At 37.6% G+C, this 15,091-nt stretch carries 35 protein-coding genes and 1 pseudogene; 8 read left to right on the forward strand and 28 right to left on the reverse strand.

Annotated features, from left to right (window positions below; genetic code table 11):
* Positions 1-14: 14 nt before the first annotated feature.
* The 19 genes from HT671_RS02840 to HT671_RS02925 all read right to left on the reverse strand — a co-directional run bounded on the left by HT671_RS02840 (position 15) and on the right by HT671_RS02925 (position 7,030).
* Positions 15-275, reverse strand: coding sequence for a DUF1372 family protein (locus tag HT671_RS02840; protein ID WP_000819332.1), 261 nt, complete (start codon positions 273-275; stop codon positions 15-17).
* Positions 272-748 (reverse strand): class I SAM-dependent methyltransferase, encoded by a 477-nt coding sequence (locus HT671_RS02845; protein ID WP_000502463.1) that lies wholly within the window; start codon positions 746-748, stop codon positions 272-274. The genes HT671_RS02840 and HT671_RS02845 overlap by 4 nt, the downstream gene beginning before the upstream one ends.
* Positions 748-1,035: a hypothetical protein gene (locus HT671_RS02850; RefSeq protein ID WP_050261586.1), complete on the reverse strand. Its 288-nt coding sequence runs from the start codon at positions 1,033-1,035 to the stop codon at positions 748-750. The genes HT671_RS02845 and HT671_RS02850 overlap by 1 nt, the downstream gene beginning before the upstream one ends.
* A complete protein-coding gene (locus tag HT671_RS02855; protein WP_138703408.1) occupies positions 1,019-1,522 on the reverse strand; it encodes a DUF1642 domain-containing protein in 504 nt (167 codons plus the stop codon). The genes HT671_RS02850 and HT671_RS02855 overlap by 17 nt, the downstream gene beginning before the upstream one ends.
* Position 1,523: 1 nt before the next feature.
* Entirely contained in the window at positions 1,524-1,841 is a 318-nt protein-coding gene (locus tag HT671_RS02860) for a hypothetical protein (RefSeq protein WP_171043116.1), read from the reverse strand.
* Complete coding sequence (locus tag HT671_RS02865) at positions 1,813-2,145, reverse strand: hypothetical protein (protein WP_138703409.1); 333 nt, start codon at positions 2,143-2,145, stop codon at positions 1,813-1,815. Before HT671_RS02865 ends, HT671_RS02860 begins: the two co-directional genes overlap by 29 nt.
* Positions 2,135-2,326, reverse strand: coding sequence for a hypothetical protein (locus HT671_RS02870; RefSeq protein ID WP_001105094.1), 192 nt, complete (start codon positions 2,324-2,326; stop codon positions 2,135-2,137). Before HT671_RS02870 ends, HT671_RS02865 begins: the two co-directional genes overlap by 11 nt.
* Positions 2,313-2,480, reverse strand: coding sequence for a hypothetical protein (locus tag HT671_RS02875; RefSeq protein WP_000233205.1), 168 nt, complete (start codon positions 2,478-2,480; stop codon positions 2,313-2,315). Before HT671_RS02875 ends, HT671_RS02870 begins: the two co-directional genes overlap by 14 nt.
* Before the next feature lie 15 nt (positions 2,481-2,495).
* The gene (gene ssb, locus HT671_RS02880; RefSeq protein WP_000609556.1) at positions 2,496-2,891 is read right to left on the reverse strand and encodes a single-stranded DNA-binding protein; all 396 of its coding nucleotides are present in this window, start codon (positions 2,889-2,891) and stop codon (positions 2,496-2,498) included.
* Positions 2,892-2,981: 90 nt separating this feature from the next.
* Positions 2,982-3,206, reverse strand: coding sequence for a hypothetical protein (locus HT671_RS11545; protein ID WP_055356729.1), 225 nt, complete (start codon positions 3,204-3,206; stop codon positions 2,982-2,984).
* Entirely contained in the window at positions 3,206-3,400 is a 195-nt protein-coding gene (locus HT671_RS02885; RefSeq protein WP_054388383.1) for a hypothetical protein, read from the reverse strand. Before HT671_RS02885 ends, HT671_RS11545 begins: the two co-directional genes overlap by 1 nt.
* A 14-nt stretch (positions 3,401-3,414) precedes the next feature.
* The gene (locus HT671_RS02890) at positions 3,415-4,185 is read right to left on the reverse strand and encodes an ATP-binding protein (protein WP_000228207.1); all 771 of its coding nucleotides are present in this window, start codon (positions 4,183-4,185) and stop codon (positions 3,415-3,417) included.
* On the reverse strand, positions 4,179-4,337 hold the full coding sequence (locus tag HT671_RS02895) for a hypothetical protein (RefSeq protein ID WP_000511763.1): 159 nt from the start codon (positions 4,335-4,337) through the stop codon (positions 4,179-4,181). Before HT671_RS02895 ends, HT671_RS02890 begins: the two co-directional genes overlap by 7 nt.
* Positions 4,325-5,134 (reverse strand): phage replisome organizer N-terminal domain-containing protein, encoded by an 810-nt coding sequence (locus HT671_RS02900; protein ID WP_166730730.1) that lies wholly within the window; start codon positions 5,132-5,134, stop codon positions 4,325-4,327. Before HT671_RS02900 ends, HT671_RS02895 begins: the two co-directional genes overlap by 13 nt.
* The gene (locus HT671_RS02905) at positions 5,127-5,423 is read right to left on the reverse strand and encodes a hypothetical protein (RefSeq protein ID WP_000391808.1); all 297 of its coding nucleotides are present in this window, start codon (positions 5,421-5,423) and stop codon (positions 5,127-5,129) included. Before HT671_RS02905 ends, HT671_RS02900 begins: the two co-directional genes overlap by 8 nt.
* A 15-nt stretch (positions 5,424-5,438) precedes the next feature.
* Positions 5,439-5,747: a hypothetical protein gene (locus tag HT671_RS02910; RefSeq protein WP_166736996.1), complete on the reverse strand. Its 309-nt coding sequence runs from the start codon at positions 5,745-5,747 to the stop codon at positions 5,439-5,441.
* A gap of 10 nt (positions 5,748-5,757) precedes the next feature.
* The gene (locus tag HT671_RS02915) at positions 5,758-6,480 is read right to left on the reverse strand and encodes a hypothetical protein (RefSeq protein ID WP_172923031.1); all 723 of its coding nucleotides are present in this window, start codon (positions 6,478-6,480) and stop codon (positions 5,758-5,760) included.
* Positions 6,481-6,491: 11 nt separating this feature from the next.
* Complete coding sequence (locus tag HT671_RS02920; RefSeq protein WP_000398533.1) at positions 6,492-6,782, reverse strand: hypothetical protein; 291 nt, start codon at positions 6,780-6,782, stop codon at positions 6,492-6,494.
* A 104-nt stretch (positions 6,783-6,886) separates the two neighbouring features.
* On the reverse strand, positions 6,887-7,030 hold the full coding sequence (locus HT671_RS02925) for a hypothetical protein (RefSeq protein ID WP_000389586.1): 144 nt from the start codon (positions 7,028-7,030) through the stop codon (positions 6,887-6,889).
* A gap of 117 nt (positions 7,031-7,147) precedes the next feature.
* On the opposite strand from HT671_RS02925, the gene HT671_RS02930 reads away from it, so the two are divergent.
* Positions 7,148-7,372: a hypothetical protein gene (locus HT671_RS02930; protein WP_000040990.1), complete on the forward strand. Its 225-nt coding sequence runs from the start codon at positions 7,148-7,150 to the stop codon at positions 7,370-7,372.
* A gap of 131 nt (positions 7,373-7,503) precedes the next feature.
* Here the strand turns inward: HT671_RS02930 and HT671_RS02935 are convergent, their stop codons facing one another.
* Entirely contained in the window at positions 7,504-8,217 is a 714-nt protein-coding gene (locus HT671_RS02935) for an ORF6C domain-containing protein (RefSeq protein WP_172923032.1), read from the reverse strand.
* A 118-nt stretch (positions 8,218-8,335) separates the two neighbouring features.
* Here HT671_RS02935 and HT671_RS02940 point away from each other — a divergent pair, with 118 nt between their 5' ends.
* Positions 8,336-8,530: a hypothetical protein gene (locus HT671_RS02940; protein ID WP_001058504.1), complete on the forward strand. Its 195-nt coding sequence runs from the start codon at positions 8,336-8,338 to the stop codon at positions 8,528-8,530.
* Here HT671_RS02940 and HT671_RS02945 read toward each other — a convergent pair whose 3' ends face one another.
* A complete protein-coding gene (locus HT671_RS02945; protein WP_001284486.1) occupies positions 8,531-8,683 on the reverse strand; it encodes a hypothetical protein in 153 nt (50 codons plus the stop codon).
* Between the two features lie 63 nt (positions 8,684-8,746).
* Between HT671_RS02945 and HT671_RS02950 the strand changes: the two genes are divergently transcribed.
* Positions 8,747-9,277 carry a hypothetical protein gene (locus HT671_RS02950; RefSeq protein WP_001135683.1) on the forward strand — a complete coding sequence of 177 codons (531 nt, stop codon included), beginning with the start codon at positions 8,747-8,749 and terminating at the stop codon, positions 9,275-9,277.
* Between the two features lie 25 nt (positions 9,278-9,302).
* Here HT671_RS02950 and HT671_RS02955 read toward each other — a convergent pair whose 3' ends face one another.
* The 7 genes from HT671_RS02955 to HT671_RS02980 form a co-directional block, all read right to left on the reverse strand.
* Positions 9,303-9,443, reverse strand: coding sequence for a hypothetical protein (locus HT671_RS02955; protein ID WP_000993373.1), 141 nt, complete (start codon positions 9,441-9,443; stop codon positions 9,303-9,305).
* Positions 9,444-9,475: 32 nt separating this feature from the next.
* Positions 9,476-9,667 carry a hypothetical protein gene (locus HT671_RS02960; RefSeq protein WP_000451679.1) on the reverse strand — a complete coding sequence of 64 codons (192 nt, stop codon included), beginning with the start codon at positions 9,665-9,667 and terminating at the stop codon, positions 9,476-9,478.
* A gap of 9 nt (positions 9,668-9,676) precedes the next feature.
* Positions 9,677-9,874, reverse strand: coding sequence for a hypothetical protein (locus HT671_RS02965; protein ID WP_001057655.1), 198 nt, complete (start codon positions 9,872-9,874; stop codon positions 9,677-9,679).
* 11 nt (positions 9,875-9,885) lie between these two features.
* Positions 9,886-10,071, reverse strand: coding sequence for a helix-turn-helix transcriptional regulator (locus tag HT671_RS02970; protein ID WP_000274132.1), 186 nt, complete (start codon positions 10,069-10,071; stop codon positions 9,886-9,888).
* 130 nt (positions 10,072-10,201) lie between these two features.
* Positions 10,202-10,390, reverse strand: coding sequence for a helix-turn-helix transcriptional regulator (locus HT671_RS02975; protein WP_000579580.1), 189 nt, complete (start codon positions 10,388-10,390; stop codon positions 10,202-10,204).
* 87 nt (positions 10,391-10,477) lie between these two features.
* Entirely contained in the window at positions 10,478-10,612 is a 135-nt protein-coding gene (locus tag HT671_RS11865) for a hypothetical protein (protein ID WP_007285160.1), read from the reverse strand.
* 73 nt (positions 10,613-10,685) lie between these two features.
* Complete coding sequence (locus tag HT671_RS02980) at positions 10,686-10,832, reverse strand: hypothetical protein (RefSeq protein WP_007285158.1); 147 nt, start codon at positions 10,830-10,832, stop codon at positions 10,686-10,688.
* Between the two features lie 163 nt (positions 10,833-10,995).
* Here HT671_RS02980 and HT671_RS11870 point away from each other — a divergent pair.
* The 5 genes and pseudogenes from HT671_RS11870 to HT671_RS03000 form a co-directional block, all read left to right on the forward strand.
* Positions 10,996-11,187: pseudogene (locus tag HT671_RS11870) on the forward strand (helix-turn-helix transcriptional regulator); the annotation flags it as partial.
* 102 nt (positions 11,188-11,289) lie between these two features.
* Positions 11,290-12,066, forward strand: a complete 777-nt coding sequence (locus HT671_RS02985; RefSeq protein WP_345890066.1) for a S24 family peptidase — start codon at positions 11,290-11,292, stop codon at positions 12,064-12,066.
* Positions 12,067-12,073: 7 nt separating this feature from the next.
* Positions 12,074-12,538: a hypothetical protein gene (locus HT671_RS02990; protein WP_166732196.1), complete on the forward strand. Its 465-nt coding sequence runs from the start codon at positions 12,074-12,076 to the stop codon at positions 12,536-12,538.
* Positions 12,531-13,319 (forward strand): DUF1828 domain-containing protein, encoded by a 789-nt coding sequence (locus HT671_RS02995; RefSeq protein WP_023937089.1) that lies wholly within the window; start codon positions 12,531-12,533, stop codon positions 13,317-13,319. The genes HT671_RS02990 and HT671_RS02995 overlap by 8 nt, the downstream gene beginning before the upstream one ends.
* 527 nt (positions 13,320-13,846) lie before the next feature.
* Complete coding sequence (locus tag HT671_RS03000; protein ID WP_138707665.1) at positions 13,847-14,992, forward strand: site-specific integrase; 1,146 nt, start codon at positions 13,847-13,849, stop codon at positions 14,990-14,992.
* The last annotated feature ends 99 nt before the right edge of the window (positions 14,993-15,091 follow it).

The following is a 15,091-nucleotide window of genomic DNA, read 5'->3' on the forward strand; positions in this document are numbered from 1 at the left end:
TCTAAATTTTGGTATCATAACATCACCTCATCCCCAACTTTCACTTTCTCATACACGTCCTTCGTAACCACAAACACCCCGTAGTCACGAATCGTAAGCGTGTATAATTTGCCGTGTCGTCCTTTCTCGACGACTTTACCGAAAATCTCAGCGCCTGCGTTATCCGCCTTGTAGATAACCATCGGCTTTTTCTTTTCTAGTTCTGCAATCCTGTCCATCTGCCAGATGTTTAGTCCAGCAGATACCAGAATCCAGATAGCTATGAATCGTTTCAATCTGTGACCTCCTCAAATTTCATAAACGTCATCCAATGCGTAGTACCTCTTTGTTGTCCAAACAATGGTTTAAAAGGTACAGATTTAAGAACCTCTTTAACGTTGATTTGACAATCAGACCATTTAAAAACTAGAGTACCTCCAACTTTTAGAACTCTCATGCATTCTTCAAAACCCTTGGCTAAATCTTCCGGCCAGGTAACTTTATCCAGCTCGCCATATTGTGATCGCATAATTGAGTTTTGACCTGCCCATTTCAAATGTGGCGGATCGAATACTACTAGATTAAATGTTTCATCATCGAATGGCATATCACGAAAATCTCCGACAACGTCAGGGTTTACGTTTACCTTTTTCCCATGTATTTCAAATTTTTCTTGTCTGATGTCCATGAAAGTTGTATGACTCTCATTTTTATCAAACCAAAACATACGACTGCCACAACAAGCGTCTAGTATTCGTATATCTCCCATTATTCCACCTCCTCAAAATAACTATGAAATTTACTTAAATTGACAATAGCGACCTCTTCAACGAAATGTTTTTCAATGTCAAAGTCTGGGTCATCTTTACTAAACTTTTTCTTAATGGCTTTTTCAGCTAGTGATGGTAAAGCGAATATACTTGCTCCGTTTTTTAGGGCAAGCGCTTGACCGTGTTTATTTACTATTCGATAACCAACATCAAACGGTCTGATTTTTTCTGGGATTTTTATGCGTTTACTTTGATCCTTCATTCCTTCTTCAAGCGTTTGTATCATACTCCACCTCCTCAATCTCAATCCCTGGACAATCGAACACCCAGCCGAATCCAGCTTCTTCAAGTTCTTTGCGGGTGAATTTATAATTTCCAGTAATTATATTTTGGTTAAAATAAAGAACCTTCCCTGATTGCGTTTTAGTCAAAGGTTGCCCATTATTCAGACTAACAATATACCGCTTCTCTTCCTCGACCTCGCAGCCATCAAGCCATGCACGAGCGAATGTTTCTTGGTTGTTTTTATCCTCAAGCCATTCCCTGATTTCTTTTTTTCCAAATAAATAATCCATCGCTTGAAACAAATCCCAGTCACCAGTTTTTTTGAAATACTCAATTTTTTCCGCCACAAACTCCGGAACTTTGACCGGTTTGGGTTCGTCTAGTTGTTTCAAGTCTCTTAGAACGGTTTTTAGAATAGTTTTTCCGCTAACAATACCTACAACACATTCAACCGCTTCGTACTTCTTAATCAATGCCTTAATATTCATCTTAGTTTCCTCCGTAAATCAAATAAACTGCAATAACTACCTGAGCCATGCTTGGCGAATAGCCAACCCAATCATCAAACTCCTTAGATTTTGGCAACCAATCCTTAGTAGCTCCCAAATCATAGTCTGTAGGCTTTTCATCAGCGAAGATGCATTCCATCGCTCCCATAAATGTCATACCATCTTCTGCCATTTCCCAAAAATAGTCCGCCCGGTCTTTCACTGCTTGTGGTAAATCTTGCTTGGGAGGTTTGGCCTTCCCGTCTTCTACCGTCCAGTTGTATACTGCATTAACTTTTTGCTTTAAATCTTCCATCATCTTCCAACTCCTCATTATATTTTTCTACCAATTCATGCAACCACGACCAACGTTCGGTTTCTTCAACGATTTGGTCAACTTCCCTTTCTTGCAACCAAGCTGAGAAATTAACCACATTATCAATGTAGATTGTGTCGTAATCGCCCCAATCCCAAACAGTTAAATAAATTTCTGTTTCAGTTCCATTTTCATCTTCAACCGTTATTGAACCATTTTCAACCCACGCTGTACCAAAACACAATTCGCAAGTGCCAGTCTGTTCTTCTTGAAAATCTGAATGGTATTCTGTCACTTTATATTTCATCTTCCAACTCCTCCACTTTTTTCCTCAATTCTTTATTCTTTTTCTTCAACAAATCGCGCTCCAGCGCTCTAATCCGTCTCTTGCGTGCATCGCACGGTTTCGAATACTCGATTATCTTCTCTTCATTTTGCTCAATTGTACGTTTCAGTCCTTCGATTACTACCTGTTTATCGTAATTCATCGTCTAAAAATCTTTCAATAGCTTCTCTATAGGAGACTTCCGCCATACCGTCTAAGTCGTTCAGGGCTTCAATATAGTCTGGACGCCCTTGCCCATACTGCTTTTTCAAAAACTCAACAAAGAGATGAATTTCCTGATAGGTTACTCCAACCATATTTCTTACCTCCCACTAAAACGGAAAATCATCTTCCTCAAGGGCGTATCCTGGCATTTGTTCCTCAATATTCGAACGGTTAGCAGTATCATCACGCTTTTCAAGTCGCTCAAAACCATCTGCGACCACCTCAGTCAGATAGACCCTGCGCCCCTCCTGATTCTCGTAGTTCCTTGTCTGGATGCGACCCGTCACACCGACCAGATTACCCTTCTTGCACCATTCTGCGAATAGCTCCGCCTGCTTGCGCCACATCATACAGTTGATAAAGTCTGCCTCTCGCTCGCCGTTGGCTCCCTTGAAATTCCGATTGACCGCCAGAGTAAAGGTAGCAACCGCCACATTCGACGGTGTATGTTTTAATTCAGGGTCTTTCGTCAAGCGCCCCACTAACGTAACATTATTGATCATCTTTCTTGTCCTTTCTTGCTGCACGTTCTCCGATTAAGTAGCCGAGAAATAGCCATAGAATAGCCATGCCAAATTCTTTAATAAGTTCAATCATTTTCTTATCCTCCTGAAAAAAGTTGCTAAATAGTAACAATCCTTCGCACCATAGTCAAACCGTGTCGTCCGCTGACCAATGTGCTTCTGAAACCTTGGCTGAGTGATAGCCGAGAAAGCCCACTGATGATCTTCCATTTGCTCAATGAGATCATCGACATTGTCAAACGTCCCAAGGTAAAACTTGCAGTGCCCGTTGTAGACGAAGTAAAGATTTAACATCACTCCACCTCAACGGGGTAAAAGTTCCCAAAGGAACTCCTCAATGCTTTACCAACCTGTAAGGCTGCCGCCCGAGAAACAAACCGCATGGCTTTCTTCTCCTCTGAACATGAAATGTCCAAGCCAGTCACACCAATAACTGCGGACCTCAGAAACGGCTTATCCTCTCTTGTTCCATGTCTTAAAATAAACATCAGCCACCTCCATTCTAAAAATAGTGCTTCCGCTTGTTTGTCAAGTCATTGAAAACCATCAAATGGTCTTTATCCACACCCTTCATCAGTCTGGACATAAAGGGTCTGCCATATCTTTTCTGAATATCAGCAGAAGTCAAATTGGTGGTAATGATTGTATTTGAACGCTTATTCAGGATATTGTAGAGGATAGTAAACGACCACTCACTATCCTTTTCCATGCCCAAATCATCCAAAACCAAGAACTTAGCACTGGCAATTTTATTGACCAGAAACTCTTCCTGACTAAAATCAGCTTTAATCTTCATCAACAAGTCCGTCACATTGATAAAAATCGCAATCTCTTTCGTGTACTCAGATAGAGCCTTAACCATCGCAAAGGCCAAATGGCTCTTACCAGTTCCAGCTTCTCCTTGTAACACGATGTTGTTCCTAGCCCCCTCAGACCACTCACGACAAATCCTCTTTGCAAAAGCTAGCTTTTCCGCTTCTTTTTCAGTGGGTGTCTCAAAGTTGTCCAAAGTCGCATTTTTCAAAACCTCATCATAAAGAGAAAACTTCTCAAGATAGTATTTCCTCTCTCGCTCATTCTCAGCGTCGGCCAGTTCATTCACTCTTGCTTGATTCTCCTCATGGATCCGCTCAGATTCACACATGCGGCATACAACACTCTCAGTCCGCAATATCTTTATCAAGGGGATGTTATGCTTTTCGCAAAACTCATCTTGTTGTTCTGTATTCCTGTGATAAGATAAGGCAATCTCCTCAAACACATTGTCTACCATGACAGACGACCTCCACATTCATGCCAGCTAGCCATTTCAGACAAGCATGCAACCACTTGATGAATTGGTTGGTCTGCTAAAAGAGTTTTCTTCTCGTAGCTTAACGGATAATAGTCAATCTCGAATTGTTCAATTAGTTCTAGTATCCCCATTCGTCCTTGGCCTCCTGTTCTTCTTTCTTATCCTTATTCTTTTTCTCTGATTGACGAACCTGCTCAACAGTGGTAACATTGTTCATCTGCCAATTTCTTAAAATCCCACCTATATATTTGATGTTAGGCTTTCCTGAGTTAATAGCAGTCTTCAGTGCTTCTTTCACCAAATCCACATCATTCTCATTTAGGAGATGGTTAATTTCTTCAATCTCAAATCCAGATAAGAGCCTACGAAATTCAGATTGAAAAAGTTCTAAGATATTTTCTTGACCACCACTACTATTAGTAGTAGTTATTCTTTTCTTATTCTTATCTTTATCTAATCTATTCTTATTCTTATCTTTATCTTCTTCTAGTGCGTTACCGTCCGTTACTGTAACGTTACCTGTAACGTTACCAAGAGCAAGATTTTTCTGTTTTTTACGGTATTTGGCTACACGGTTGCGTGTCTGTTCCTTTATTTTCTCCATTCCGTCAACGTTTTGATGTTTTTCCCAATTTGGCAAGCTAATAATACCATCGATAATCTCAATCATCCCAAACTGTTCAAAAACTCCAATAGCCATTCTTACTGTATTCAATGGTCTACGAAAAATAGTAGCTAACATTTCATCTGTATAGTGAACCTTATCAGTCATCATCAACAAACCATTACTGTTATGTTTTCCAGCAAGTGTCAAAATCTTGAACCATATCACTAAGATGGCATCAGGATCAGGCAAGGCATCAATCAGGCAAATCTTTTCATCGTCAAAAATATCGGTTGTGATTTTTATCCACTTAATTTCAGACATACCTAGCACCCCACTTCCTACGGTTAGCGCGATACTTCATTCGCATATCCTCATAGATGTACCTGCCTTCCAGCTCCATTTTTTCAATCTTTAGCAGCTTATTTTTAAGCTCCACATCACGATAGTCCTTAGCTAGTTTTTTATAGTCTGTTAGGTATTCTTTGACTAGTAATAGATTTTTATAATCGTTTTCCCATGTCGTAATAAAATGTCTTGAAGTTGATTCCCTTCCTTCCAGTTCTTTAACAATCATAATCAGGTTATCCAGCGATTCAATCAATTCTTCCATTTCCTGACCTCATCATTACAAAAGTCTGATTGCAGACTGTTTAGGTTCTGGCAAAGCTAACGGCTCAGGGCGCAAGCCTACAGGCGGTTCGTTGTCATATGTGAATCCTTTGAACTCTCTACGGATATTCTTGCGAATTTCTTGCCATTTGTCCTCTCTACCACGTTCGTATCCTTGGATAATCATAGACGCAAATTCTTGCTCTTCTCGTCTCTCTTCTTCCTCTCGTTGTTCTTGCAATTTGATATGACGGCAAGCTCCTGCAAATCCAATCAGCAAGGCTCCAACTCCCATCAACTGGTCTAAAATCGGTGGTTCAAACATTTTTAATCTCCTAAATAACTTTTTCTTTCAGTGTTTCAAAAACTTCAAACTTCAAATTTGTCTGTTCTTTTATTTTCTTCAATACACTAAGCACTGTGTCATCTTCGTTAAACTGAATAATGGTATCACTTATAACTAGTTCGTAGATGTTAGACATAATTCTATTATCAGTCTCTGTTTGTTCAACGGATTCTAGTTCTGAATCGATTTCGTTCTCATAATTTTTGAGAGCGTTAGCGGATTCATTAAATCCATGAAGTAACAATGTTCTCTGTAAAATTTCATTCACATCAATGTATTTATCTAAGCTTTCTCTTTCTCTTGCTCGTTTTGTTTCTTCAGGAAACAGAATATGCATTCTATCAAATATTTTGCTAAGTATTTTTACATTCTTTTTGGTTGGTTTTGTCTGAGTATTTACAATACTAGCCATCGGATATCCTTTAGTAAATCCAAGTTTTAAATCTAAATCACTGGCAGAAGACGAAACTTCTTTTCTAAGATTTTTTAAAATATCAATAAGCAAAGTTGCCCACATTATCGACATAAAATCATGACCAAATGAACCGTTGTAATCATTTGGTTTGTCAAGTGGATTAAATTTCTCGTTGGATAAATCTTGTACAATTTTTTTAAGATTTTCATCTTCGTGCTCATATCTTTCAAAGAAATTTCGCAAACCTGGTCTATTCTCTTTTTTCATCTTATGTTTGTATGCTTTTTTATTATTCATCTTCTCTCTCCTTATGCTCTTAATTTTCGTACTTCTTTCTCTAATTCCAAAATCTCATAAACATCATTAATATCGTACATAATATATTTCCCTTGCTTACGAAATCTCAATCCTTTACGTTCTAACTTCTTAATATAGCTATGAGTGAAGCCAAACTTCTCCATCAAAGCCTGTTGATTGATTGGCATGCGATCATTCTCTAACTGCTCCTTGACCTGCTTTTCAGCAAAAGCCAATAATTGATTTGTGAACAATTCAGCACTTTCGCCGTCTAATCGTAATTGTAACGTTATACCTTCCATTTTCTACATCCTCTCAACTATGCGGGCAAGCATTTTTGTGATATAATGGTTTAAATTGTTTTAGTATGCGCCTGATTGCCGTCAGGTGCTTTTTTGCGTTGTTGTCAAACTGTTTTACTTTCCAGCGCTCTGAGTTCTATCTCATGGCTGACTTGTCTAAATAGCTTCTCACACGCTATTTTAGCTTCTCTGTACGTTGTAGATTCACTGATGAAGTAATCAGCAAGTTCGATGATTTTATCTTCCATTCAACCTCCTATATCAGCCTCAAGACTGATGTAATATCCTCCTAAATTGCTATAATACTCTTGACTAGGACCTCTCACCGTTTTAGTCAAAATTCCAATAGAAAGGAGGTTCAAAAAATGAGTAAGCTTAGCCATAAGCCAAACCACGTTGTTAAGAAACTAACCTGGGAAAATCTCGATAATATTCTATTATCTTATTTTTCAGAGTCGACTACTGATAAACCTAGCGCAGTAATTCAGTTATCTGATTTTGAAATGTCTAAAGCTGAAATTATCGAAGAAGCAACTGCTCAAGGTTATCAAGTTATCGATAATTCTGATGGTTACTTAAAGTTTCTATAACGAATTTTAAAGATGATATATTTGTACGATTTACATCAATATCTCTTTTTAACTTAGCAATCTGTCTATCAGATTGCTTTTTTCTTTTCCCACTATACGGATATCGTCTTGGTCTCATTTTCTTTCCCTCCCTACGCTTGACTAAATGCGTTCAGTTCCATGATTTTCATCTTGGTATTGGTGCTTGGCTCCCACGTCATCCAGTAAGCTAGAGCGGCATCCGCATGCTTCTTGGGTAGCAAGTCATAGCGACTAATGTTGAAGTGGTCTTTAAAGTCAATCTCAGCTTGTCTAAATACCGACTGAGCAAAAATCTTATCCGCATAAGCTGGGCTATCAATGCCACCCAGGCAAGCCACAACCCTAGCCTTACGCTTCTTCAGGAGCGACTGAGCATAGCTTGGATGAATCGGTTGCTCACTCTTGAGGTAGTCAATATCCTCCAGCATGGTCGTCTGTTGCTCACGCAATTTCTTCTGGCCAGTGAAGAGAGCGATAAAAGCATCCTCGTCCAAATCCTCGAGAATAAATCCGCCCTGCTTACGAATAGCTGGCAAGACCTCTGATGTCACCCAGCGCTTGAACTCCTTAGCTTGAGGCAACTTGCTGGATAAGATAAGAGAGTAGAGACCAGATTCGTTGATGATAATAGTATTTTGTGTTCGTCCTAGATTATCGGTGAGTCCGTATTTCACGGAGTCATCTTCATCAACGTGCCGAGAAATTGCGTCCAGAGGTTTAGCATATCCTAAGATATCCGCTACATCCTTCCCGACAAACCAAGGCTCGTCATCAATTGTCAAAGTACGGACTTCCTGCCCGTGAAAATTAAAAATTTCGTTCATAAAGTTCCTTTCTAAATTCGGTATTTGGTAGTAAATTTTTTGATAGGTTGCTCATATCTCTTTCCTTCCTATTCTTCTCCCCTTTTTGCTATAATAAAAGCAGAAAGGGGGTGATGTAATGAATAATGAACAAAATCCATTCGATGTGATGGTTGACTTAGGGCAAGACAAGATTAAATTACTCATTGCGACATTATCTGATAATCACGAAAAAGTAGATGATGTCACTTTTCAAGTAATTGATACTGTCAATGTACTACTCGATCAACAAGCGGACATGCTTGACGAGCAATGGCGACGTGGCTCTAAGTAATTAAAGCAGATCCTTGAGAAATTCTTCAAGTTCCTTACGCTGAGACTCAGCAAGCTCTGCTCTTTCAATAGCTTGCTGAGTCATCAGTGTTTTAAGACTACTACTTAATTTTTTTCTATCGATGTAACTATTTTTAAATCCCTTATTTGCCATATCTCTTTCCTTTCTATTTTTCTCTCCTTTTTGCTATAATAAAAGCAGAAAGGAAGTGATCTAATGCCACAAATCACCAATGATAATGTCCAGATTTGGACACTCTATATCACAGTAATAATTGCAGTTATCGGTTTTGTTTTTAATACCATTTCACTCTGGCAAACAAAGAAAGCTACAGAGGATATGGCAAAGCCTTATATTAATGTTTATGTAGATGTCTATGCAGTTAAAAATCAACAACGTACCTTTGTTTTTAAAAACTTTGGCCAAACTCCAGCATATATAGATAATATTCAGATAGATGGCGAATTGGATCCATTGAATTCTGTACACCGCTTCAACTCACTTATCGGAAATATGATTGCCCCAGGACAAAAATTTACATCATCAATAGACCCAGATTATAAAGGTCGAATTACACTGACAATTACTTACTCCGATAGCAAGAAACACAAATATATAGACAAGTTTGTACTTGATGCTACATTGGCATCTGCAATGTTCTACACTGTAAACGAGAGCAATAAAAGCGATTCTCCAGCTACAGCTATCAGACAATCGACCATGGCTCTATTACGCGATCTACGATAGAACCATCTCCGAGCGATTTTACAGTTCAAACATCACGTAAGAATTCAATTTTTATCTCAACAGTTTCATCGTCAAGTGTATTGGCGATGATTTTATTTTTTGCGTCAATCGCTTCGTTCAAGTCTTTACAAGTTAATTCATAAAATACATTTACATTTGCATTCATCTCTTCCCCTCCTATTAGTGAATTTTTTTGTTCTATTTTTTGTTAGCAATTCTATCCATTGTATCTAAAGTAAGTTTTTGTATCTCTTTTCGTGCTTGCAATTCATTGTCAAAAAAATTCTCAAGCATTTCGGTCAATCTATTCGAATATCCTCGCAATAGCATTACCGTCACCAAAAATGAAGTAATAGCTGATACAATGACCACATAAAGAAAAACTTCCATCTTCCCCTCCTACTCCAGCACCTTACTGCCGACTACCAACCGTTTAACGACAACGTCCATCTCCTTAAATTCAGCATTCTCTGCACAGTAGCGGACACTCTCGCTGATGATGTGACAAATAGATACGCCGTACTCGTTCGCCAGCTCCGTAGCAATCTCCCAAGCATCTCTGTCAATCCGTGTTACTTTTTGCGCTGCGTTGTTCATACTATTTCCTCCTACAACATATCTTCTACCCTACACCCTAGCGCCTTGGCGATGACCACCGCCTGCGACAGCGTCACTGCCTTCAGGTCGTTCTCGATCCGTGACAAGGTCGTGTAGTCTATCAAGGTTCGCTTGGCAAGCTCACGCAAGCCCAGCTTTTGAGCCGTTCTCAGCTCCCTCATTTTCGCTCCATACATCGACTTCTTCCTTTCTACTAATAGGTCTTTTCAAAACTGTTGGTACTTGTCAACAGTTTTGATAGAATTATTCTATCGATTTTGAAAAAGTTTGACCTTCTTGACTAGTTTAATTTATTAAACTTTTTATTTACATAAAGTCTTTCAAATCAACATCCAAGCCAACTGCTATTTTATTTAAAGTTCCTAACTTTACATCTTTAGTAGCACCTGTTTCTAAGTATGTAATTGTCATTCTTGAAACTCCTGATTTTTCAGCAAGTTCATCTTGAGATAAGCCTTGTTTTTCTCTCAGTTGCTTTATTTTCTTACCAATCAATTTAACCTCCTTATATACACCTTTTGTTTAATTTATTAAACTTTTTATCTTTTGTATAAGCTGGTCTATAAAAACCAGCTTATACATTCAAGAGATAGTATCTTCTAATAATTGCTTTTCCATTGAAACTTTCTTAAATTCCTTTTGAACCTTGTAATCCTGATAAGAAGACCACAAGAAAGCAACGATTAGACCAGCATAAATGATATTTAGTATTGTCATAATGATTTTTTTGTGATATGATAGATTTACAAGTATCGGCCGGGGCTTTCGCCCCTAGCTTAACTTGATTGGGTTATTTACTAGCTTTCTTATTTTCGAGAGCTAGTTTTTTTATTTCTTGCTTTAGTTTTTCTATTTCTGCTTTCTTATGCTGTCTTTCAACATGCTTATCAAGCAAGAAACTGATTGCTAAAGCTAGTATAACACCTTGTTCTAACATATCTTTACCTCCTGATTATTTGCAAGGTTTTGGTCGCCCTTATCAACCTTACACTTATAGTTTAACAGATTAAACAAGCATTGTCAAGCGGATTAAACAAAAAATTTGATTTTTTTTTGATTTTTTTGTAAAATATATTAAACAACAGGAGGAATGGTATAAAATGAGAATAGGTACAATTATAAAAGAATATAGAAGCGTCCATAAATTATCAATGGAAAAATTCGCTGAACTAGCAGGGAAAAGCAAGGGATATATTTCCATGCTAGAGAAAGGTGAAAATCCAAATACTAAAAAACCAATTTCTCCTTCATTAGAGACATTACAAAAAATCGCTTCAGCTATGAATATGGATTTTGATATTTTGGTTTCTCAATTAGATGACAACCAACTCATTTCAAACTCTACTACTCTTTCAGCATACCCAGATTTTCTTATGCACCAAACAACTGACAATATAGGAAACATACAAGAAATATCTTATAGAATTAGAGAATTACGTTTAGCAAATAATTTAGAACAAACAGAAGTAGCTGATTACTTAGGGTATAAATCAGATACAACGGTCTCGAAATGGGAAAATGGAAAAAATTTGCCAACTGGTGCTAAATTAGTGAAATTAGCAAAACTTTTCAACACAACAACAGATTATATTCTACACGGTAAAGATATAAATACCACAGCGTCCCCAGATTTGCTCACACAGCAGATAACGGACAAGGTGGTACAATTAACCCCAGATAATAAAAAAATCGTGCTACGGACTTCTGAGGAGCTTCTGAAAGAGCAGAAAAACGAAGAAGAAACGAAGATAAACGAAGTATCGGAAGTTATCAGCTTGTACCAAGTTGAGGTTGTATCTGAGACGGCAGCAGCTTCTGGATTTAACTACGGATTTGGGTACGACGATACAGACAGAGAGACTATAGAGGTTGACGAGCAACCACCACGTCACGACATTGCGACTAAGGTCAGCGGAGACTCCATGCAGCCTGACTACCAAGACGGAGACATTCTCTATTTAGTAGACAAAGGACTGACCACCTACAACGGAGATTTGGCAGTTATCGCATACGGAGACCGTTCTTACTTCAAGAAGATATACACCGAAAACGGACGACTACGCCTCGTATCACTCAATGACAAGTACGAAGACATCACCCTAGACTTCCCACCAGCCGAAGATACTCACATCAAGATCTATGCAGTTGTCGGGGTGTATAGAGGGGAATAAGGAAAAAATGAATTACAACGACTTAAATGATCAGCAGGTACAAGAATTAATTAACAAACTGAAGTACCCCAAAAACGAACTTTCTTTTAATGAAATCCATACTACAATCTCGTCTTTATTTGGTAAAATAGATATAGACGAAGCTATTATTGATGATGATGACATTCAATATATACTTCACATATACAGAGGAAGGATGAATCCTGAGCGCTACAGCATTCATATTAGATTTAAAAATTCCCATAATCATTTAGTTAGGGTAGACATTAATCCATCTAATAGACATGTGAATCCTGATGACTCAATTGTAGAGGGGAATCACATTCATATATACTCCAATCACTACGATAAAAAGGATAGAGTTGCTATCCCGCTTGAAGATTCTGACTTCCCTAATTTAACTCACATTGTGGACGTATTTTCTAAATTCATCAAATATACACATATCAAGACGGAGGCTGATGATGAATAACTCAAATACACTAAAAAATATATATTTTGATTGGTTATTAAAAGAGTATAAGTTCAATGATCTAGAGAAAAATATAGTAGAAATTAGAACACCGTTTTTAGATAATGATTTTGATCATATCATCCTATATGCTGAGTTTTTATCAGATGGTAGGGTCACACTCACAGATGACGGATGGACCATTAACAATTTAAAAAGTCACGGCGTTAGTTTCTCAAATCGTTCAACATACAAAAATAACTTACTAAATACAATCGTAAACAATTTAGGTACGAGAGCTGAAAATGGAGAGTTGTTTATCACAACCAGCCTCGAAAAATTCCCACTTGCAAAGCAACGGTTGCTCCAAACTATTATGCAGGTGAATGATATGATAGTCTTACGAGATACAACAATTAAAAATGTTTTCCATGACGAAATAGAAAACACCTTAGTACAGAGAGAGGTTCTTTTTACAAGAAGGCCGTCTTATTCAGGTAAAGAGGGGATAACTGTGCAATTTGACTTCGCAATTCCCACAATCAAAAAAGAAAGACTTGTAAGGACTATTTCAAACGGAAATGATCTCAACAGGGCTAAATTACTCGCAATGGATACACGTATTTTACAGAACCATAAAGATAACGTTGAATATATTGCTGTAGTCGACGATATACACCATAGATTTGATAAAGTGGCAGAAACCCAAGCGGTATTTAACGAAAATAGCAAAGATAAAATAATATTGTTATCTCATAAAGATATCTTAGAAAATTCTCTTTTATTATCAAATGTGATATAAAAAATCCCCGCACTCGGCAATAGTCCCCCATATCCAAGAAGTCTATTGTGCAAAATTGATATTTTTTGAAAATTATATTACAATACAGCTATCAGGAGTTTAGCTCCATAAAGTTTAGGTTTGGATTTTAGATCCATATCGTGATGGTAGCCGTATTTGATACGGCTACTTTTCTTTTCATATTCTAGTAAACATAAGTCGTTAAAATAAGTTGACGTTTGACAGAAATTAAAAAAAGAAATACACTAAGAATGTAAAAAAGCCTTGTTCGTCAAGGATAAAATCGTCTGGTGTACTTCTAAGAGGTACACCTTATTTTATTATCTGACGAGCTGCCAACTGTTTCCATTTTGGAAACAACTCAAAAAAATCCCCACACTCGCCATCGCCAAACTTTGAGTGTGAGGATTTAACTTTCCATCAAGCAAGCAATGGAAAGGATGATAAAAAAATACAACTATAGTTTATCATAAGTTCTACACCTTTTCAACTATGCGGGCAAGCAATCGAAAAGAAAGGACTTTTTTATGATAAAAAAATATATTACAAAAAAAGGAGAGACTAGATATCTCTTTCAAACATACCTGGGCATAGACCCTGCTACTGGAAAAGAAAAGCGTACAACACGCCGTGGTTTTAAAACCATAAAAGAGGCAAAGGCTGCCGAACGTGACCTTCTCTTAGACGTTGAAGAGAATGGTTTTTCAAACAATGAAGATTTCCAGAACCCTACTTTCGCTGAAGTTGCTGATTTGTGGCTTGATAGCTATAAAAGCACTGTAAAACCAACAACCTATCAGAACGTTAAGAAAAAACTTGATGTTATGATTGACTTGTATTTTACAGATATGAAAATCCAGCAGATCAGTGTAGCTTATTGTCAAAAGGTTGCTATCCAGTTAAGAAATCGCTATATCCTCTATGCCAATTACTACTCTGTCATTAGCCGTATTTTCAAGTATGCCACTTCTATTGACATCATTAAGTCAAATCCCTTAGACAAGATTATCAAGCCTAAAAATAGGCCATTGAAGACTAAAGAAAACTACTATACAAAACAGGAACTAACGGAGTTTCTTAAAATTTGCAAAGTAGATTGTAAGCCTGTAGAGTATACCTTTTATCACTTACTAGCTTTTACTGGTTTGAGGACTGGAGAAGCTATCGGACTCATCTGGTCAGATGTTGATTTTGAAAATAAACGATTGGATATTTCTCGTACGGCTGTCGTTGTTAATAAAAAACAAACTGTTCAGGACCCTAAAACCAAAAAGAGTAAGAGAGTGATCACCTTAGATGATGAAACTCTGAATGTATTGAAATTCTGGAAGCGTCAGCAGATAAAAGAATATTTTCGGGCTAGTGTGCCTTACAAACATGATTCAAATTATATTTTTACGAATAGTTTCGGAGGATGGATTTCTCCTTCAGCTGTGAAAGAGAGACTTAGAAGATTCTTTTGTGAACATAAAGATGTCAAAAAAATCACTCCTCACGGTTTCAGGCACACACACGCTTCTCTCCTCTTTGAAGCAGGTGTTACAGCCAAAATCATTTCAGACAGATTAGGTCATAACAATGTTCAAACCACTCTTGATATGTATACCCACATCAATGATAATCAACGTTTTGAAGTCGTTGAGCAGCTCATAGATTTCATCCGCTCCAGCTAAAAGTAAAGTCGTATTCAATCTCGTATTCACTTTTGGTTGACATGCTAGAAACCCACTGATTTCAAGGGATTAGGAAGATGTGTACTATTTATACCATAA

The organism is Streptococcus sp. 2741, assembly GCF_013276315.1.
GTDB lineage: Bacteria > Bacillota > Bacilli > Lactobacillales > Streptococcaceae > Streptococcus > Streptococcus pseudopneumoniae.

Coding starts and splice junctions, on each gene's coding strand:
- HT671_RS02845 (WP_000502463.1), bottom strand. CDS start 748: ATGGGAGATATACGAATACTAGACGCTTGTTGTGGCAGTCGTATGTTT.
- HT671_RS02850 (WP_050261586.1), bottom strand. CDS start 1,035: ATGATACAAACGCTTGAAGAAGGAATGAAGGATCAAAGTAAACGCATA.
- HT671_RS02855 (WP_138703408.1), bottom strand. CDS start 1,522: ATGAATATTAAGGCATTGATTAAGAAGTACGAAGCGGTTGAATGTGTT.
- HT671_RS02860 (WP_171043116.1), bottom strand. CDS start 1,841: ATGATGGAAGATTTAAAGCAAAAAGTTAATGCAGTATACAACTGGACG.
- HT671_RS02865 (WP_138703409.1), bottom strand. CDS start 2,145: ATGAAATATAAAGTGACAGAATACCATTCAGATTTTCAAGAAGAACAG.
- HT671_RS02870 (WP_001105094.1), bottom strand. CDS start 2,326: ATGAATTACGATAAACAGGTAGTAATCGAAGGACTGAAACGTACAATT.
- HT671_RS02875 (WP_000233205.1), bottom strand. CDS start 2,480: ATGGTTGGAGTAACCTATCAGGAAATTCATCTCTTTGTTGAGTTTTTG.
- ssb (WP_000609556.1), bottom strand. CDS start 2,891: ATGATCAATAATGTTACGTTAGTGGGGCGCTTGACGAAAGACCCTGAA.
- HT671_RS11545 (WP_055356729.1), bottom strand. CDS start 3,206: ATGTTAAATCTTTACTTCGTCTACAACGGGCACTGCAAGTTTTACCTT.
- HT671_RS02885 (WP_054388383.1), bottom strand. CDS start 3,400: ATGTTTATTTTAAGACATGGAACAAGAGAGGATAAGCCGTTTCTGAGG.
- HT671_RS02890 (WP_000228207.1), bottom strand. CDS start 4,185: ATGGTAGACAATGTGTTTGAGGAGATTGCCTTATCTTATCACAGGAAT.
- HT671_RS02895 (WP_000511763.1), bottom strand. CDS start 4,337: ATGGGGATACTAGAACTAATTGAACAATTCGAGATTGACTATTATCCG.
- HT671_RS02900 (WP_166730730.1), bottom strand. CDS start 5,134: ATGTCTGAAATTAAGTGGATAAAAATCACAACCGATATTTTTGACGAT.
- HT671_RS02905 (WP_000391808.1), bottom strand. CDS start 5,423: ATGGAAGAATTGATTGAATCGCTGGATAACCTGATTATGATTGTTAAA.
- HT671_RS02910 (WP_166736996.1), bottom strand. CDS start 5,747: ATGTTTGAACCACCGATTTTAGACCAGTTGATGGGAGTTGGAGCCTTG.
- HT671_RS02915 (WP_172923031.1), bottom strand. CDS start 6,480: ATGAATAATAAAAAAGCATACAAACATAAGATGAAAAAAGAGAATAGA.
- HT671_RS02920 (WP_000398533.1), bottom strand. CDS start 6,782: ATGGAAGGTATAACGTTACAATTACGATTAGACGGCGAAAGTGCTGAA.
- HT671_RS02925 (WP_000389586.1), bottom strand. CDS start 7,030: ATGGAAGATAAAATCATCGAACTTGCTGATTACTTCATCAGTGAATCT.
- HT671_RS02930 (WP_000040990.1), top strand. CDS start 7,148: ATGAGTAAGCTTAGCCATAAGCCAAACCACGTTGTTAAGAAACTAACC.
- HT671_RS02935 (WP_172923032.1), bottom strand. CDS start 8,217: ATGAACGAAATTTTTAATTTTCACGGGCAGGAAGTCCGTACTTTGACA.
- HT671_RS02940 (WP_001058504.1), top strand. CDS start 8,336: ATGAATAATGAACAAAATCCATTCGATGTGATGGTTGACTTAGGGCAA.
- HT671_RS02945 (WP_001284486.1), bottom strand. CDS start 8,683: ATGGCAAATAAGGGATTTAAAAATAGTTACATCGATAGAAAAAAATTA.
- HT671_RS02950 (WP_001135683.1), top strand. CDS start 8,747: ATGCCACAAATCACCAATGATAATGTCCAGATTTGGACACTCTATATC.
- HT671_RS02955 (WP_000993373.1), bottom strand. CDS start 9,443: ATGAATGCAAATGTAAATGTATTTTATGAATTAACTTGTAAAGACTTG.
- HT671_RS02960 (WP_000451679.1), bottom strand. CDS start 9,667: ATGGAAGTTTTTCTTTATGTGGTCATTGTATCAGCTATTACTTCATTT.
- HT671_RS02965 (WP_001057655.1), bottom strand. CDS start 9,874: ATGAACAACGCAGCGCAAAAAGTAACACGGATTGACAGAGATGCTTGG.
- HT671_RS02970 (WP_000274132.1), bottom strand. CDS start 10,071: ATGTATGGAGCGAAAATGAGGGAGCTGAGAACGGCTCAAAAGCTGGGC.
- HT671_RS11865 (WP_007285160.1), bottom strand. CDS start 10,612: ATGACAATACTAAATATCATTTATGCTGGTCTAATCGTTGCTTTCTTG.
- HT671_RS02980 (WP_007285158.1), bottom strand. CDS start 10,832: ATGTTAGAACAAGGTGTTATACTAGCTTTAGCAATCAGTTTCTTGCTT.
- HT671_RS02990 (WP_166732196.1), top strand. CDS start 12,074: ATGAATTACAACGACTTAAATGATCAGCAGGTACAAGAATTAATTAAC.
- HT671_RS02995 (WP_023937089.1), top strand. CDS start 12,531: ATGAATAACTCAAATACACTAAAAAATATATATTTTGATTGGTTATTA.
- HT671_RS03000 (WP_138707665.1), top strand. CDS start 13,847: ATGATAAAAAAATATATTACAAAAAAAGGAGAGACTAGATATCTCTTT.